Consider the following 17,230-nt stretch of genomic DNA (forward strand, 5'->3'; position numbering starts at 1 on the left):
CTGTTTTTACAGAGAATTAAAGGAAGACGAGCCTATGGCAATCGAATTATTGACTCCCTTTACCAAGGTAGAGTTGGAGCCAGAAATCAAGGAGAAAAAACGCAAACAAGTCGGGATTTTAGGGGGAAATTTTAACCCTGTTCACAATGCCCATCTTGTTGTGGCGGACCAAGTACGACAACAGTTAGGACTGGACCAGGTCCTGCTTATGCCCGAATACCAACCACCTCATGTGGATAAAAAGGAAACCATCCCTGAACACCACCGTCTCAAGATGCTTGATTTGGCGATAGAGGGGATTGAAGGTCTGGACATTGAAACCATTGAGTTAGAACGTAAGGGTATTTCCTACACCTACGACACCATGAAGATTTTGACCGAGCAACATCCAGATACGGATTATTACTTCATTATCGGGGCTGATATGGTGGACTATCTGCCTAAATGGTACCGAATTGATGAGCTGGTCGAAATGGTTCAGTTTGTTGGAGTTCAGCGCCCGCGCTACAAGGCAGGGACTTCCTATCCAGTTATCTGGGTGGATGTGCCTCTCATGGACATCTCGTCCAGCATGGTGCGTGACTTCATTGCCCAAGGTCGGAAACCTAACTTTCTCCTACCTCAGCCAGTGCTAGACTACATCGAGAAGGAGGGGCTCTACTGATGGCATACCAAGACTATATCAACTGTTCCCGAGAGGCTTTGTTGGAAAGAATGGCAGAGCTTCTGCCTGAAAAACGTTTAACCCATTGTTTGGGTGTGGAGCGTGCAGCCATAGAACTGGCTCAGCGCTTTGGTGTGGATAGTGAGAAAGCAGGTCTAGCAGGACTTCTCCACGACTATGCTAAAAAGTTGTCAGATCAGGAATTTCTAGACTTGATTGACCGTTATCAGCTAGACCTCGACCTCAAAAACTGGGGAAACAATGTCTGGCATGGCATGGTCGGAATTTACAAGCTTCAAGAAGATTTGGATTTGCATGATTCTGAAATCCTGCGAGCTATTGAAATCCATACAGTCGGGGCTGGTCAGATGACAGACCTAGATAAGGTTATCTATGTAGCCGACTATATCGAGCACAATCGTGCCTTTCCAGGAGTGGACCAGGCACGTGAAATTGCTGAGCTATCTCTCAATAAGGCAGTGGCCTACGAAACAGCTCGTACCGTGGAGCATCTAGCTCATCAGGGATTCCCCATCTATCCCCAAACCCTTGAAACCTATAACGCATTTGTGCACTATTTGAAAGAGGACTAAATGAACGAAAAAGAATTACTAGAACTAGTCGTGAAAGCGGCTGATGAGAAACGTGCGGAGGATATCCTCGCACTTGATGTACAAGATTTGACCAGCGTGACGGACTACTTTGTTATCACTAGCTCGATGAATAGCCGTCAGTTGGACGCTATCGCAGATAATATCCGTGAAAAAGTAGCGGAAGCAGGCTTTAAAGGCAGTCATGTTGAAGGTGATGCAGCTGGAGGATGGGTTTTGTTGGACCTCGGCGGTGTTGTTGTGCATATTTTTTCAGAAGAAATGCGTGCCCACTATAACCTAGAAAAACTATGGCATGAGGCGGCTTCTGTAGATATTTCAGAAGCCTTGGCCTAGTAGATGAACTCAGTTGCAGGCAACTGGGTTTTATTTGCTTATTTTAGAAAATTGATGGAAAGGTAAAGGGCGAGTGGTGTTTGCCATGGAGGCTCTTGGTATCATGATTATGGCAACTTATGAAACCTTTGCGGCTGTTTACGATGCTGTGATGGATGACAGTTTATACGATAAATGGACGGATTTTTCTCTACGTCATTTGCCTAAGACTAAGGAGAGAAAGAAACTTTTGGAACTGGCTTGCGGGACAGGTATCCAGTCTGTCCGCTTTTCTCAGGCTGGCTTTGATGTGACAGGACTTGACTTGAGCGCGGATATGTTGAAGATTGCGGAAAAGAGAGCTACTTCAGCCAAGCAAAAGATTGATTTTATAGAGGGCAATATGCTGGATTTGTCCAAGGCTGGTCAATACGACTTTGTTACGTGTTACTCGGACTCTATCTGCTACATGCAGGATGAGGTCGAGGTAGGAGACGTCTTTAAGGAAGTGTATAATGCCCTCAATGAAGATGGAGTTTTCATCTTTGACGTGCATTCGACCTACCAGACAGACGAAGTATTCCCTGGCTATTCCTACCATGAAAATGCGGAAGATTTCGCTATGCTTTGGGACACCTATGAGGACGAAGCTCCTCACTCCATCGTGCATGAGTTGACTTTCTTTGTCAAGGAGGCTGACGGTTCCTTTAGTCGTCACGATGAAGTACATGAGGAGCGAACCTATGAGGTCTTGACCTATGATATTTTGCTGGAACAGGCTGGTTTCAAGTCTTTCAAACTCTATGCGGACTTTGAGGACAAGGAGCCGACAGAAACCAGCACCCGTTGGTTTTTTGTCGCGCAGAAGTAGGAGATTACCATGACCATCACAGGTATTATCGCAGAGTTCAATCCTTTCCATAATGGGCACAAATACTTGCTTGAGCAGGCGAAGGGACTGAAAATCGTTGCCATGTCTGGGAATTTCATGCAGCGTGGAGAGCCGGCTATCGTGGACAAGTGGACTCGGGCTCAGATGGCGCTGGAAAATGGAGCGGATCTGGTAGTGGAATTGCCCTTTTTAGTCAGTGTTCAGGCAGCGGATTTCTTTGGACAAGGAGCAGTGGCTATCTTGGATCGGTTGGGCATTGATAGCCTCGCTTTTGGGACAGAAGAAGTTTTAGATTATCAAAATATCGCTGACTTATACACAGAGCAAGGTACTGAGATGGAGAAATTTGTGGAAAATCTGCCTGATTCCCTCTCTTATCCCCAGAAAACCCAAGCCATGTGGAAGGATTTTGCAGGTCTTGATTTTTCAGGAAACACGCCCAATCATGTCCTTGCTCTGGCCTATGCCAAGGCGGTTGCAGGACGCAACATCAAACTCCATCCTATCCAGCGTCAGGGAGCGGGTTATCATTCTGTGGACAAGGATGTGGACTTTGCCTCTGCAACAGCTCTCCGCCAGCATCAATCAGACCAAGATTTCTTAGAACGCTTTATGCCCTCTGTTACCCTCTTTGAGCAGACCTGTAAGGTGAGTTGGGATGACTATTTTCCCTTGCTCCGCTATCAAATTTTGTCAAATCCAAACCTAACGGCCATCTATCAGGTCAATCAAGAAATGGCTGTGCGCATCAAGGATGCGATCAAAACAGCCCAGTCTGTTGACGAATTGGTCGAGGCGGTTGCGACCAAACGCTACACCAAGGCGCGTGTCAGACGCCTCTTGACCTATATCCTGGTGCAGGCTAGAGAAAGTGAACTGCCAGAGGGCATCCATGTCCTAGGATTTACAGAAAAAGGCAGACAACATCTCAAGTCTCTGAAAGAGCAGGTCCATCTAGTCAGCCGAATTGGCAAAGAACCTTGGGATGCTATGACCCAAAAGGCAGACCAGATTTACCGACTGGGACAACCAAGTATAGCAGAGCAGGATTTTGGCAGAGTGCCGATTAGAATAGAAACAAACTAAGTCTACTGAAAGGTAGGCTTTTTTAGAAGATTTTCGAATAAATAGATAGAAAAGAAAAATCTTGTACAAGTTCCTGACAATTTCTTTCTTTTTGTGTATAATAGTGGAAAAGAGGCAAAACGAGGTATGGTTATGGAAGCAGTTCTTTATTCAACATTCCGAAATCATTTAAAAGACTACATGAAGAAGGTGAACGATGAGTTTGAGCCTTTAACGGTGGTCAATAAAAATCCAGATGAGGATATTGTAGTTCTTTCAAAGAGTGAATGGGACAGTATTCAGGAAACCCTGAGAATCGCTCAAAACAAGGAACTTTCTGACAAGGTCTTGCGAGGAATGGCTCAAGTCCGAGCTGGAAGTACTCAGGTCCATGTTATTGAGGAGTGAGAAATGCTGCTCAAGTTTACAGAAGATGCCTGGGCAGATTATTGCTACTGGCAAAACCAAGATAAGAAAACATTAAAAAGAATCAATATGCTAGTCAAGGATATTCAACGAGATCCTTTTGCAGGAATTGGTAAACCAGAACCACTCAAGTATGACTATCATGGAGTTTGGTCACGTCGTATTGATGCAGAAAATCGCTTGATTTATATGATAGATGGAGATAGCGTGGCTTTCTTGTCCTTCAAAGATCATTACTAAGTCTACTGAAAGGTGGGCTTTTTTATTTTAGAAATTTTAGCTAGCAAATTGAAGATAAAGTCTTTGAGAAATGATAGATTTCCTAAGTTAAGAAATCAGTGAAAAATTTTAGTATAATAACTAGGTTCTTGTCCCTTGAATCCGCTTTATAACTCTTATTTTGTGGTATAATCATGATAATATAGATTAAAAGGGGTATATATGAAAAATATAATGACGAGGATTCTTAATTTTTTTCTGAATTTCAAACCATTGAAATATTTATTGAAAAGGCCATCATGGAGTAGTAATGTTAGAATTGTTGAATGGTACAAAATATTTATAGCCAGTATATGGGTACTATATCTTGCACTTGAGATTGAACAATTTAAACGCTTTGCTTTACCTATTTATAAATTTGTATCTAATTATAATTTTTTAAAAGATATTATTTCAATTTTGTATGTGAATCGTGTAATAATATTGTTAGCACTGACTATACCAACAATACTATTCTGGTTTTTAGACATAATTTTAAAAAAAGTTAATTATAAGAAACTAGACCCAGAGCTATTTCCAGAATATGACTTGGATGACCATCCTTTTCAAACTCATCTGGTGGAGTTTTTAAATAGTCCTGACTCTATTCATAATGTGTACTGGCTGGATGGTTCTTGGGGGAGTGGGAAAACATTTTTTATAAAGACGTTTTTTGAAAATCAAATTTACAAAAAGAAAGAAATCTACTATATTTCCTGCTTTGGTATAAAAACAAGAGAGCAAGCCGAGAGAATATTGATTAATGAGATAGAAAAACAATCCATACTCGGAAATTTGGACTTTATTCCACTTGTTGGAGGAGTTTTTAAATGGTTCTTTAAAACAGTTGGAACGGATTTGATGAAGCGAGATTCTATCATTATTTTTGATGATCTTGAACGGGTTTCATATGTAGCAAAATCGGATAAGCCTTCATATGTAGCAAAATCGGATAAGCCTTCAGATGCAGCAAAATCGGATAAGCCTTCAGATGCAGCAAAATCAGATAACCCTTCAGATTACAATGATTTATTGGGTTATATTGACCATCTTTCTGAGAATAAAAAATTTAAAATTATTGTAATTTTAAATAGTAAGGAAATGGAATCAACAAAGGAAAATCTCATTGATAAAAAATTTAAGCTGAATCATAATCGAATGGTATCTACAGGAGAAGTCATAGATAACATTTTGAAAAAGAGTAAATTGAGAGATGATGACTTTGGAAAAATGTTATCATTGATTTTTAAAATTTATTATGTAGATAAAAATTATAGAGAGGTACAGGAAAAAAACCAACAAATGAAAGAAGAAAAATTGAGTTTGAGAGAATTTCAAAAGTCATTAGAAAAACTTTCAAATAAAACTGATGAAAGCGAGAAAGCAAACTATATTATTAAGTGGATGAATGGTTGGGGAGGAACTGAAAATATTCTAGTCTCACTATTTGAATACTTAGACAAAGATGAAATAGATAAATATTTTGAACATCTTTATGAGAGAAATTCGTACCTGTATTTTGAGATGTTATCGATAATTTTAAACTATGATATTCCTGGTATTATGTCGGATTATCCTTTGGTGTCTATCAATCAGAAAACAATGTATAGTATGTTTGATGTTAAGCAGAAATATTTTTTTGATTTGTTATCATTTTTATGGAAAAAAGGTTTAAAAAATTTATTTATATCAAAAATAGGAGATGAGATAACAGTGGATGATCCTGGAATTCCTGATATTGAGGTAAAAAAATATTTAGTTGAAATTTACTATGGATTACAGAATGGTTATATAAATATAAAAAACCACAAAGATAAACTCAATGAACTATTGAAGAATGAAAAATATCGTGATTTTGTACAAAATTACCTTCGTTTCAAAATCTAAATTACAAATGACTATCAAATATATTTTATTGTAGCATTTAGTCAAAATGAAGATTGAATCAGGCGAACTTTCTTCTAAAATTCACACAAAACTCTTCAATTTGGGTTTGTGAAAATTGTTTTTTTATGATAGAATATTAAGGAATGTATGTCATTCGATAAACAAATTTAATGAGGTAAAAACATGGAAATCATGACCATTGCGATTGTTGTTTTTGCCGTCATCATTGGTTTAGTCATTGGATATGTCAGCATCTCAGCTAAGATGAAATCATCTCAAGAGGCTGCAGAGTTGATGCTTCTAAATGCTGAACAAGAAGCAACTAATTTACGAGGACAAGCTGAGCGCGAAGCGGATTTATTACTAAATGAAGCCAAGAGCGAAAGCAAGTCTCTTAAAAAAGAAGCACTATTGGAGGCCAAAGAGGAAGCCAGAAAATACCGTGAAGAAGTGGACGCTGAATTTAAGTCAGAACGTCAGGAGCTCAAGCAAATTGAAAGTCGTTTGACGGAACGTGCAACGAGTCTTGACCGCAAAGACGACAATTTGACGAACAAAGAAAAAACACTTGAACAAAAAGAACAAAGTATTTCTGATAGAGCAAAAAACCTTGATGCACGTGAAGAGCAATTAGAGGAAGTCGAAAGACAAAAAGAAGCTGAACTTGAACGTATTGGCTCCCTTTCCCAAACTGAGGCTCGAGATATTATCTTGGCTCAGACAGAGGAAAATTTGACCAAGGAAATTGCTAGTCGCATTCGTGAGGCTGAGCAAGAGGTCAAGGAACGTTCAGACAAGATTGCGAAAGATATCTTGGTTCAGGCTATGCAGCGTATCGCTGGTGACTATGTAGCGGAGTCAACAAACTCTACAGTTCATCTACCAGACGATACCATGAAGGGACGCATTATCGGTCGTGAAGGACGCAATATTCGTACCTTTGAAAGTTTGACAGGGGTCGATGTGATTATCGACGACACGCCAGAAGTGGTAACCTTGTCAGGATTTGATCCGATTCGTCGTGAAATTGCTCGTATGACCATGGAAATGTTGCTCAAGGATGGACGTATCCACCCAGCTCGTATCGAGGAGTTGGTGGAGAAAAACCGTCAAGAGATTGACAATAAAATCCGTGAATACGGTGAGGCTGCTGCCTATGAGATTGGTGCGCCAAACCTTCATCCAGACTTGATGAAGATCATGGGACGCTTGCAGTTCCGTACTTCTTATGGACAAAATGTCTTGCGTCATTCGATTGAGGTTGCTAAGTTATCTGGTATCATCGCGAGTGAACTTGGTGAAAATGCAGCTCTTGCCCGTCGTGCTGGATTCCTTCATGACATCGGAAAAGCTATTGACCGCGAGGTTGAAGGCAGCCACGTTGAGATTGGTACGGAGTTGGCTCGTAAGTACAAGGAACACCCAGTTGTGGTGAATACGATTGCTAGCCACCACGGCGATGTGGAAGCCGAAAGCGTCATTGCAGTGATTGTTGCTGCAGCAGATGCCTTGAGTGCAGCGCGTCCAGGTGCTCGTAGCGAGTCTCTTGAAAGCTATATCAAGCGTCTCCATGATTTGGAAGAAATCGCCAATGGCTTTGAAGGAGTGCAAAATAGTTTTGCCCTTCAAGCAGGACGTGAAATCCGTATCATGGTTAATCCAGGACAAATCAAAGACGACAAAGTCACAATCTTGGCTCACAAAGTTCGTGAGAAAATTGAAAACAATCTCGATTACCCAGGAAATATCAAGGTAACCGTGATCCGTGAACTTCGTGCAGTAGATTATGCTAAATAAATAAGAAAGAGCAGTTGAAATATTACTGCTTTTTTGTTACACTAGATAGAAAGACTGTAGAAGGATAACTGACCTTATCATCAGTATCCGAGGGAAATTTTACTTTATTTCACAGACTAACTAAAGGAGACACAATGGCAGACCGAGGCTTGCTAATCGTTTTTTCTGGTCCTTCAGGAGTTGGGAAAGGAACGGTTAGAAGAGAGATTTTTGAGAGTTCTGAGAATCAATTTCAATATTCTGTATCGATGACGACGCGCGCGCAACGTCCTGGTGAAGTGGACGGAGTGGACTATTTCTTCCGTACTCGTGAAGAGTTTGAAGAGCTAATCCGTCAAGGTCAGATGTTGGAATATGCAGAATATGTCGGTAACTATTATGGAACTCCTCTGACCTATGTCAATGAAACTCTGGACAAGGGAATCGATGTCTTTCTTGAGATTGAAGTGCAGGGAGCCCTTCAGGTTAAGAAAAAGGTTCCAGATGCTGTCTTTATCTTTCTAACACCACCAGATTTGGATGAATTGCAAGATCGTTTGGTAGGTCGTGGAACAGATAGTGCGGAAGTGATTGCCCAACGAATCGAAAAAGCCAAGGAAGAAATTGCTCTCATGCGTGAGTATGATTATGCCATTGTCAACGATCAGGTGCCCCTCGCTGCTGAACGTGTCAAGCGTGTGATCGAAGCAGAACACTTCCGTGTGGACCGTGTCATTGGTCACTACCAGGAGATGTTGCCAAAATCTCCAACTACTCGATAAACTATAGGAAACAGGTACAAGCAAATGATGTTAAAACCCTCTATTGATACCTTGCTGGACAAGGTGCCATCAAAATATTCACTCGTAATCTTGGAAGCAAAGCGTGCCCACGAACTAGAAGCAGGTGCGCCAGCAACTCAAGAGTTTAAGTCTGAAAAATCAACTCTTCGTGCTTTGGAAGAAATCGAGTCTGGAAATGTAACCATTCACCCAGATCCAGAAGGAAAACGTGAAGCAGTTCGTCTCCGTATCGAAGAAGAAAAACGCCGCAAGGAAGAAGAAGAAAAGAAAATCAAAGAGCAAATCGCTAAAGAAAAAGAAGATGGTGAAAAAATTTAAGGTTGGGGGGACTCAATCTTATTTTTTCTATTGCAAGAATGTAGTGACAAGAAGGAGGTGAGAAAATGGCTATCGCAAAAATTATAGTGGATGTTCCCCTGATGCAGACGGACCAGCCCTACAGCTACAAGGTCCCTGAGGAATTTGTAGAGATGCTGGAAGCCGGTATGCGGGTCCATGTCCCCTTCGGCAAGGGCAATCGTTTGATCCAAGGGATTGTGTTGGGCTTGGAGTCCCAGTCGGATGAAGAAGTGGATGATCAGGACTTGAAAGAGATTGCAGAAGTCCTAGATTTTTCTCCCGTCTTGACCCAGGAGCAACTCTGGCTAGCTGAGGAGCTACGTAAGTCTGTCTTTTCTTACAAAATCTTCATCCTAAAAGCCATGCTTCCGGGATTTTTAAACTCCAGCTATGATAAGATTCTCTATCCTTTAGAAGGTCTCAGTCAGGCAGACCGAGAGCGTCTGTTTGGTTCAGAAGATTCGCTAGCCTTTTCTTCTTTAGACCTTGCCAAGCAAGCTGAAATGATGCGCTTGACCAGAAAAGGGTTGCTCCGTTTAGAGTACCAGGCTGTTGATCAGAAGAAGGTCAAGACCCAATCTTGGTATGAGGTCCATGTTGAGCAGTTAGAAGGTGTTGAGATTTCTGCGCGTGCTAAGAAAAAGGCAGAGCTGAGAGACTATTTACTGTCTCGTCCTGAGAGTGCTCCTCTGGCTAGCTTGTTAGAGTCTTATTCGCGGGAGCAAGTCAACTTCTTTGTGGATCAAGGAGCTCTAACCCTTGTTCAAAAGGAAGTGCAACGTTCAGCTGCTTATTTCGAAGGCATTGAAGCCAGTCAACCTTTGGAGCTGAACCCAGAGCAAAGACAGGCGCGTGATGCGGTTATCAGTGCTATTGGCAGTCAGCAACCACCATTCCTCCTTCAAGGGATTACAGGAAGTGGGAAAACAGAGGTTTACTTGCAGATTATCCAAGGAGCCTTGGACAAGGGTAAGACAGCTATTTTACTGGTACCTGAGATTTCTCTGACGCCACAAATGACGGAGCGTTTCATTGCTCGTTTCGGCGAGAAAGTAGCTATCCTCCACTCAGGCCTTTCCAATGGTGAAAAGTACGATGAATGGCGCAAGGTTGAGCGTGGCGATGCCCAAGTTGTCGTTGGCGCTCGATCAGCTATCTTTGCTCCTCTGAAAAATCTAGGTGTCATCATTATCGATGAAGAGCATGAAGCTAGTTACAAACAAGACAGCAATCCCCGTTACCATGCTAGAGAGGTCGCCATTCTACGGGCCCAGTACAATCAAGCAGCCCTGGTCCTTGGTTCGGCAACACCGAGCTTAGAGAGCCGTGCGCGGGCTGGAAAAGGTGTCTACCAACACTTACGTCTGACCCAACGGGCCAATCCTTTAGCCACCATTCCTGAGGTTCAAGTGATTGACTTTCGGGACTATATCGGGCAGAATGAGACGTCAAACTTTACGCCCCCTTTACTAGAAGCCATCCAAGACCGTTTGGATAAAAAAGAACAGGTAGTCCTCATGCTCAACCGTCGGGGTTATTCTAGCTTTGTTATGTGTCGGGAGTGTGGAACGGTAGATAGCTGTCCCAACTGTGATATTTCTCTGACTCTCCACATGGATACCAAGACCATGAACTGCCATTACTGTGGCTTTTCTAAGGGAATTCCTCATGTCTGTCCTAACTGTCAGAGTCGCAGCATTCGCTACTACGGTACAGGGACTCAGAAAGCCTACGATGAGCTAGCAGAGCTCTTTCCTCAGGCTCGCATTCTGCGGATGGATGTGGATACGACCCGCAGGAAGGGGAGTCACCAAGCTCTTCTTGACCAGTTTGGCCGAGGCGAAGCGGATATCTTGCTGGGAACTCAGATGATTGCCAAGGGCTTGGATTTTCCAAATGTGACTTTGGTTGGAGTACTCAATGCGGATACGGCCTTGAACCTGCCTGATTTCCGTTCTTCTGAGAGAACCTTCCAACTCTTAACTCAGGTGGCTGGTCGGGCAGGTCGTGCGGAAAAAGCTGGGCAGGTCTTGATTCAGTCATACAATCCGGAGCACTATGCCATTCGTTTTGCAAAAGATCAGGATTATGAAGGTTTTTATGCCTATGAAATGAGTATCAGACGCCAACTTGGCTACCCACCTTATTATTTCACCATTGGGATTACCCTCTCTCACAAGAAAGAAGAAGAGGTTGTCAAACGTGCCTATGAAGTTATGGGAATTTTGCGCTCAGGTTTATCGGAAACTAGTAAAATCCTTGGACCGACACCAAAACCCATTGCCCGTACCCACAACCTTTATCATTACCAGATTTTGATTAAATACCGTTTAGAAGATGAGCTGGGACCAACTCTCAATCGGGTTTTGGCCTTGACTCAAGAACGGGAAAATAGTGAGCTCCGTCTCAGCATTGACCACGAACCGCAGCAGTTTTTATAAGAAGGAGAAGAAATGACAAAACTAATCTTTATGGGGACACCCGACTTTTCAGCGACAGTTTTGAAGGGGTTGTTATCGGACGACCGTTATGAGATTCTAGCTGTTGTGACCCAGCCAGACCGCGCTGTCGGCCGTAAAAAAGTGATCCAAGAAACCCCAGTCAAGCAGGCTGCCAAAGAAGCAGGCCTTCCTATCTACCAGCCTGAAAAATTATCTGGAAGTCCTGAGATGGAAGCCATTATGAAGCTAGGAGCGGATGGGATTGTGACCGCTGCTTTTGGGCAATTTCTCCCAAGTAAACTTCTTGATAGCATGGACTTTGCGGTCAACGTTCATGCTTCCCTCCTTCCCAAACACCGTGGTGGCGCTCCCATTCATTATGCCCTGATTCAAGGGGATGAGGAAGCTGGTGTGACCATTATGGAAATGGTTAAAGAAATGGATGCAGGAGATATGATTTCCCGTCGCAGTATTCCCATCACAGATGAGGACAATGTCGGCACCTTGTTTGAAAAATTAGCGATTGTTGGTCGTGACTTGCTTTTGGATACCCTTCCTGCCTATATTGCTGGGGAGATCAAACCTGAACCACAAGATCCTAGTCAAGTTACTTTCTCGCCAAATATCAAGCCAGAAGAAGAGAAACTCGATTGGACTAAAACCAATCGCCAACTCTTCAACCAAATCAGAGGTATGAACCCATGGCCTGTTGCCCATACTTTTCTCAAGGGAGACCGCTTTAAGATCTATGAAGCTCTACCAGTAGAAGGTCAGGGAAATTCAGGTGAGATCCTCTCAATTGGTAAAAAGGAATTGATCGTTGCAACGGCTGAAGGAGCTCTATCTCTCAAGCAAGTGCAGCCAGCAGGTAAGCCTAAGATGGACATTGCTTCCTTCCTCAACGGTGTTGGACGCACATTGACAGTAGGAGAACGATTTGGTGACTAAAGTAGAAACGGCTAGAAGTCTAGCTCTAGCAGTGCTAGAGGATGTTTTTATCCATCAAGCATACTCCAATATCGCTTTAAATAAACACCTCAAGGGCAGTCAACTTTCAGCAGCAGACAAGGGTTTGGTGACAGAGATTGTCTACGGAACGGTAGCCCGCAAACTCACCTTAGAATGGTACCTGTCCCACTTTATCGAAGACAGAGATAAGCTGGATAACTGGCTCTATGTTCTTCTTCTCATGAGTGCCTACCAACTTCGGTATCTGGATAAGATTCCTAATCACGCTGTAGTCAATGAAGCGGTAGAGCTAGCCAAAGCCCGTAAAAAAGGCAGTGAAAAATTGGTCAACGCCGTCCTTCGTCGTATCTTGCGAGAAGGCTGGCCAGATATTGCAACTATCAAACGCAAAAACAAGCGTGATTCCATTGCCTATTCTCTCCCAGTTTGGCTAGTGTCTAAGCTCAAGGAAGAATACGGTGAAGAGCGAGCCCAAGCCATCTTTGAAAGCCTCTTGGTGCGCAACAAAGCCAGCATCCGAGTGACCGACTTGAGTCGAAAGGAGGAAATCAAAGCCGTGTTAGAGGCGAGTGATTCACCTTTGGCTGTTTCTGGTTTGGTTAAGGAACAGGGACACTTTGCGGGACATGATTTGTTCGCAGAAGGGGCTATAACCATCCAAGACGAGTCCAGTCAATTGGTTGCTCCGACCCTTGATCTACAAGGTGATGAACAGGTCCTAGATGCCTGTGCCGCTCCGGGTGGAAAAACAGCCCATATGGCCTCTTACCTCACATCCGGTAAGGTGACGGCTTTGGATCTTTATGACCATAAGTTGGACTTGATCCAAGAAAATGCGGAGCGTTTAGGTGTGGCAGATCGGGTGCAAACGCAAAAATTGGACGCCAGAAAAGTGCATGAGTTTTTTGAAAAAGACTCTTTTGATAAGATTTTAGTAGATGCCCCTTGTTCTGGAATCGGCCTCTTGCGCCGCAAACCAGATATCAAATACAATAAAGAAACGGCAGATTTCACGTCCCTACAGGAAATTCAGCTGGAAATATTAGGTAGTGTTTGTCAAACACTACGAAAAGGTGGTATAATAACGTATAGTACCTGTACTATTGTCTCTGAGGAGAACTTTCAAGTCGTTGAGGCGTTTTTAGAAAGTCACCCAGAGTTCGAACAGGTTAAACTAGAACACGAATGTAAAGATATCCTGAAAGATGGCTGTATCCTGATTACTCCAGAATTGTATGGAAGTGATGGATTCTTCATTAGCCAATTTCGTAAGATATCAGATTAGGAAGGAACTGACACAATGGAAATAGCATTATTAACAGATGTTGGTCAGAAACGAACAAATAACCAAGACTATGTCAATCACTTTGTCAACCGAGCAGGACGCACTATGATCCTCTTGGCTGACGGGATGGGAGGGCACCGTGCAGGAAATATCGCTAGTGAAATGGCGGTAACAGACCTAGGCGTGGCTTGGGTGGATACCCAAATCGACTCAGTCAATGAAGTTCGTGAGTGGTTTGCCCACTACCTAGAGATTGAAAATCAAAAAATTCATCAACTAGGTCAGGACGAAGACTACAAAGGTATGGGAACTACGCTAGAAGCTATGGCTATTATTGACAACCAAGCTATCTATGCTCATATTGGAGATTCTCGTATCGGTTTGATTCGTGGAGAAGAGTACCACCAGTTGACCAGTGACCATTCCTTGGTCAATGAATTGCTCAAGGCTGGCCAGTTGACTCCAGAAGAAGCTGAAGCGCATCCCCAAAAAAATATCATCACTCAGTCCATCGGACAAAAAGATGAGATTCAACCAGATTTTGGAATGATTACACTTGAGTCAGGGGATTATCTCCTGCTCAACAGTGACGGCCTAACCAATATGATTTCGGCCAGCGAGATTTATGATATCGTAACCAGCGATATTTCCTTAGCAGACAAGGCGGCAACCCTCATTCGTTTCGCTAACAATGCAGGAGGTTTAGACAACATTACGGTTGCCCTTGTTTACATGAACGAGGAGGAAGCAGAATGATCCAAATCGGCAAGATTTTTGCCGGGCGGTATCGGATTATCAAACAGATTGGTCGAGGGGGCATGGCAGATGTTTACCTGGCCAAGGATTTGATCCTAGACGGGGAAGAAGTGGCGGTCAAGGTCCTGAGGACCAACTACCAGACAGACCCGATTGCTGTAGCACGTTTCCAGCGTGAAGCGAGGGCTATGGCAGATCTGGACCATCCTCATATCGTTCGGATAACAGATATTGGTGAGGAAGAAGGTCAACAGTACCTAGCTATGGAATACGTAGCAGGCCTTGACCTCAAGCGTTATATCAAAGAACACTACCCTCTTTCAAATGAAGAAGCAGTTCGAATTATGGGACAAATCCTCTTGGCCATGCGCTTAGCCCATACTAGAGGCATTGTCCACCGTGATTTGAAACCACAAAATATCCTACTAACCCCTGATGGCACAGCTAAGGTCACTGACTTTGGGATTGCAGTAGCCTTTGCGGAGACCAGTCTGACTCAGACAAACTCGATGCTAGGCTCCGTTCATTATTTGTCACCTGAGCAAGCGCGTGGTTCTAAAGCGACTTTCCAGAGCGATATCTATGCGATGGGGATTATCTTCTATGAGATGCTGACGGGACATATCCCTTATGATGGGGATAGTGCAGTTACGATTGCTCTCCAGCATTTCCAGAAGCCACTTCCGTCCGTCATTGCTGAAAATCCATCTGTCCCTCAGGCTCTTGAGAATGTTGTTATAAAGGCAACTGCCAAAAAGTTGACGGATCGCTATCAGTCCGTTTCGGAAATGTATGTGGACTTGTCAACTAGCTTGTCTTACAATCGTCGCAATGAACCGAAACTGGTCTTTGATGATGCCAGCAAGGCAGATACCAAGACCTTGCCTAAAGTTCCACAAAGTACACTGACGTCTATTCCTAAAGCGCCTGCGCAGGAAGAGCGTCCTCAGCCAAAGAAAGCAACTCAACCAGTCGCTGAGCCAGCACCTGCACCAAAGCCAGCCAAGAAACGGAAGTTTAAGGCTCGCTATATGATTCTTTTGGCCAGTCTTCTATTGGTTGCAGCCTCTTTGGTCTGGATTTTGTCAAGAACACCAGCAACGATTGCTATTCCTGACGTAGCTGGACAAACCGTTGCAGAGGCTAAGGAAGCTCTTAAAAAATCCAAGTTTGAAGCCGGTGAAGAAAAGTCAGAAGCCAGCGATACAGTAGCAGAAGGACGTGTTATTCGAACGGATCCGGAAGCTGGTAGTGGCCGAAAAGAAGGAACCAAGGTCAATTTGATTGTTTCTTCTGGTAAGCAATCCTTCCAATTGAGCAATTATGTCGGACGTAAGTATACGGATGTTGTAGCTGAACTCAAGGAGAAGAAGGTTCCTGAAAATCTAATCAAGATGGAAGAGGAAGAATCCAGCGAAAGCGAACCTGGAACCGTCCTCAGACAGACTCCTGCTTCGGGTTCGACTTATGATCTCTCAAAAGCCACTACGATTACCTTAACAGTAGCTAAGAAGGTGACTAGTGTCAGCATGCCGAACTACATCGGTTCAAGTCTCGAGTTTACAAAGAATAACTTGACTCAGATTGTCGGAGTAAAAGAGGCTAATATCGAGGTTATTGAAGTATCGACTGCTCCTGAAGGAACAGCAGAGGGTACAGTTGTAGATCAAACACCAAAAGCTGGTGAAAAGGTTGACCTTGCTAGCACGCGTATCAAGATTTCGATTTACAAACCGAAAACACCACCGTCAACTTCATCCTCTAACTCTGCTCAACGAGGGAACCAGGGTTCTACAACAACACCAAATCAAGGGAACCAGCAAGGAAATCAACAAGGAAATAATCCTCCAACGAATCAACCAAATAATGAAGGAAACCGCGAAAGTTCTCGAGATTAAACGAATCTTTGTCATGAAATCATGACAAAGATTTTTTTTAACAAGATTTTGTGATAAAATATAGGGAGTAGAAAAAGGAGGAGAAAATGGACGAATCGAGAGAGTTGAATGCCGTCATTGATGTGATTATGCTAGCAGGAACCATTCTCCTGAAAAGTGGCTCAGAGATTCATCGGGTCGAGGATACGATGATCCGTATTGCCCATTCGCAGGGAATATTGGATTGCAATGTTCTTGCCATGCCCGCAGCTATTTTCTTTTCTATTGAAAACACCAATATTTCTCGGATGAAACGGGTGACCTCATCCTCTTATAACATTGAAAAAGTTTGCGATGTCAATCAAGTATCACGGGAGCTTGTCGGTGGCCAGATTGATCTCTCGACAGCCTTTAAAAAGCTGAAAGAAATCGGCGATCAAGCACTTCCTTATACAAAGTTCCAAGTGACTGTAGCAGCGACCCTCAGTGCCCCTTTCTTCTCGATTATGTTTGGGGGCAATGTTTATGACGCTTTTGGTGCAGCTATTGCAACTTTATTTGGATTTGCCTTCTCTCTCTACGTCGAGAAGTTTGTCCGCATTCCTTTTGTAACGGCCTTTGCGGGTGCCTTTGTTTTCGGATTGATCGCCCAGTTCTGGGCCCGCTATACAGGATTTCCTTCGACGGCAGACCTGATTATAGCAGGAGCGGTCATGCCCTTTGTTCCAGGGATTGCTCTGACAAATGCGGTACGGGATATCATGACCAACCATATCAACTCTGGTATGAGCAAGATGTTTGAATCTTTGCTCATTACCCTCGCTTTAGGGGCTGGCACCTCTGTCGCCCTGGTTTTGATGACATAA

General features: G+C 43.3%; 17 protein-coding genes. All 17 read left to right on the forward strand.

What is annotated here, in order from left to right; all coding sequences use genetic code 11:
* The first annotated feature begins 34 nt into the window (after positions 1-34).
* The 17 genes from B7721_RS04400 to B7721_RS04480 all read left to right on the forward strand — a co-directional run bounded on the left by B7721_RS04400 (position 35) and on the right by B7721_RS04480 (position 17,230).
* Positions 35-664 (forward strand): nicotinate-nucleotide adenylyltransferase, encoded by a 630-nt coding sequence (locus tag B7721_RS04400; RefSeq protein ID WP_084877721.1) that lies wholly within the window; start codon positions 35-37, stop codon positions 662-664.
* Entirely contained in the window at positions 664-1,257 is a 594-nt protein-coding gene (gene yqeK / locus B7721_RS04405) for a bis(5'-nucleosyl)-tetraphosphatase (symmetrical) YqeK (protein ID WP_084877723.1), read from the forward strand. Before B7721_RS04400 ends, yqeK begins: the two co-directional genes overlap by 1 nt.
* Complete coding sequence (gene rsfS, locus B7721_RS04410) at positions 1,258-1,611, forward strand: ribosome silencing factor (protein ID WP_070800091.1); 354 nt, start codon at positions 1,258-1,260, stop codon at positions 1,609-1,611.
* 109 nt (positions 1,612-1,720) lie between these two features.
* A complete protein-coding gene (locus tag B7721_RS04415) occupies positions 1,721-2,461 on the forward strand; it encodes a class I SAM-dependent DNA methyltransferase (protein ID WP_162283492.1) in 741 nt (246 codons plus the stop codon).
* Between the two features lie 9 nt (positions 2,462-2,470).
* Complete coding sequence (locus B7721_RS04420; protein ID WP_084877726.1) at positions 2,471-3,568, forward strand: nucleotidyltransferase; 1,098 nt, start codon at positions 2,471-2,473, stop codon at positions 3,566-3,568.
* A gap of 132 nt (positions 3,569-3,700) precedes the next feature.
* The gene (locus B7721_RS04425; protein ID WP_000388572.1) at positions 3,701-3,955 is read left to right on the forward strand and encodes a type II toxin-antitoxin system Phd/YefM family antitoxin; all 255 of its coding nucleotides are present in this window, start codon (positions 3,701-3,703) and stop codon (positions 3,953-3,955) included.
* A 3-nt stretch (positions 3,956-3,958) separates the two neighbouring features.
* Entirely contained in the window at positions 3,959-4,213 is a 255-nt protein-coding gene (locus B7721_RS04430) for a Txe/YoeB family addiction module toxin (protein WP_084877730.1), read from the forward strand.
* A gap of 201 nt (positions 4,214-4,414) precedes the next feature.
* Positions 4,415-6,118, forward strand: coding sequence for a P-loop NTPase fold protein (locus B7721_RS04435; RefSeq protein WP_142358575.1), 1,704 nt, complete (start codon positions 4,415-4,417; stop codon positions 6,116-6,118).
* 183 nt (positions 6,119-6,301) lie between these two features.
* Complete coding sequence (locus B7721_RS04440) at positions 6,302-7,915, forward strand: ribonuclease Y (protein ID WP_049519337.1); 1,614 nt, start codon at positions 6,302-6,304, stop codon at positions 7,913-7,915.
* A 134-nt stretch (positions 7,916-8,049) separates the two neighbouring features.
* Positions 8,050-8,676, forward strand: a complete 627-nt coding sequence (gene gmk / locus B7721_RS04445) for a guanylate kinase (RefSeq protein WP_000775041.1) — start codon at positions 8,050-8,052, stop codon at positions 8,674-8,676.
* A 24-nt stretch (positions 8,677-8,700) separates the two neighbouring features.
* The gene (rpoZ, locus tag B7721_RS04450) at positions 8,701-9,015 is read left to right on the forward strand and encodes a DNA-directed RNA polymerase subunit omega (RefSeq protein WP_002874282.1); all 315 of its coding nucleotides are present in this window, start codon (positions 8,701-8,703) and stop codon (positions 9,013-9,015) included.
* Positions 9,016-9,080: 65 nt separating this feature from the next.
* Positions 9,081-11,477 (forward strand): primosomal protein N', encoded by a 2,397-nt coding sequence (locus B7721_RS04455; protein ID WP_084877731.1) that lies wholly within the window; start codon positions 9,081-9,083, stop codon positions 11,475-11,477.
* A gap of 12 nt (positions 11,478-11,489) precedes the next feature.
* Positions 11,490-12,425, forward strand: a complete 936-nt coding sequence (gene fmt, locus B7721_RS04460) for a methionyl-tRNA formyltransferase (RefSeq protein WP_084877733.1) — start codon at positions 11,490-11,492, stop codon at positions 12,423-12,425.
* On the forward strand, positions 12,418-13,731 hold the full coding sequence (gene rsmB / locus B7721_RS04465; protein ID WP_049489580.1) for a 16S rRNA (cytosine(967)-C(5))-methyltransferase RsmB: 1,314 nt from the start codon (positions 12,418-12,420) through the stop codon (positions 13,729-13,731). Before fmt ends, rsmB begins: the two co-directional genes overlap by 8 nt.
* A gap of 15 nt (positions 13,732-13,746) precedes the next feature.
* The gene (locus B7721_RS04470; RefSeq protein ID WP_000401534.1) at positions 13,747-14,487 is read left to right on the forward strand and encodes a Stp1/IreP family PP2C-type Ser/Thr phosphatase; all 741 of its coding nucleotides are present in this window, start codon (positions 13,747-13,749) and stop codon (positions 14,485-14,487) included.
* A complete protein-coding gene (pknB, locus tag B7721_RS04475) occupies positions 14,484-16,385 on the forward strand; it encodes a Stk1 family PASTA domain-containing Ser/Thr kinase (RefSeq protein WP_084877734.1) in 1,902 nt (633 codons plus the stop codon). The genes B7721_RS04470 and pknB overlap by 4 nt, the downstream gene beginning before the upstream one ends.
* 86 nt (positions 16,386-16,471) lie before the next feature.
* On the forward strand, positions 16,472-17,230 hold the full coding sequence (locus B7721_RS04480) for a threonine/serine exporter family protein (RefSeq protein WP_000344538.1): 759 nt from the start codon (positions 16,472-16,474) through the stop codon (positions 17,228-17,230).

The organism is Streptococcus oralis subsp. oralis (assembly GCF_002096445.1).
Taxonomy (GTDB): domain Bacteria; phylum Bacillota; class Bacilli; order Lactobacillales; family Streptococcaceae; genus Streptococcus; species Streptococcus oralis_N.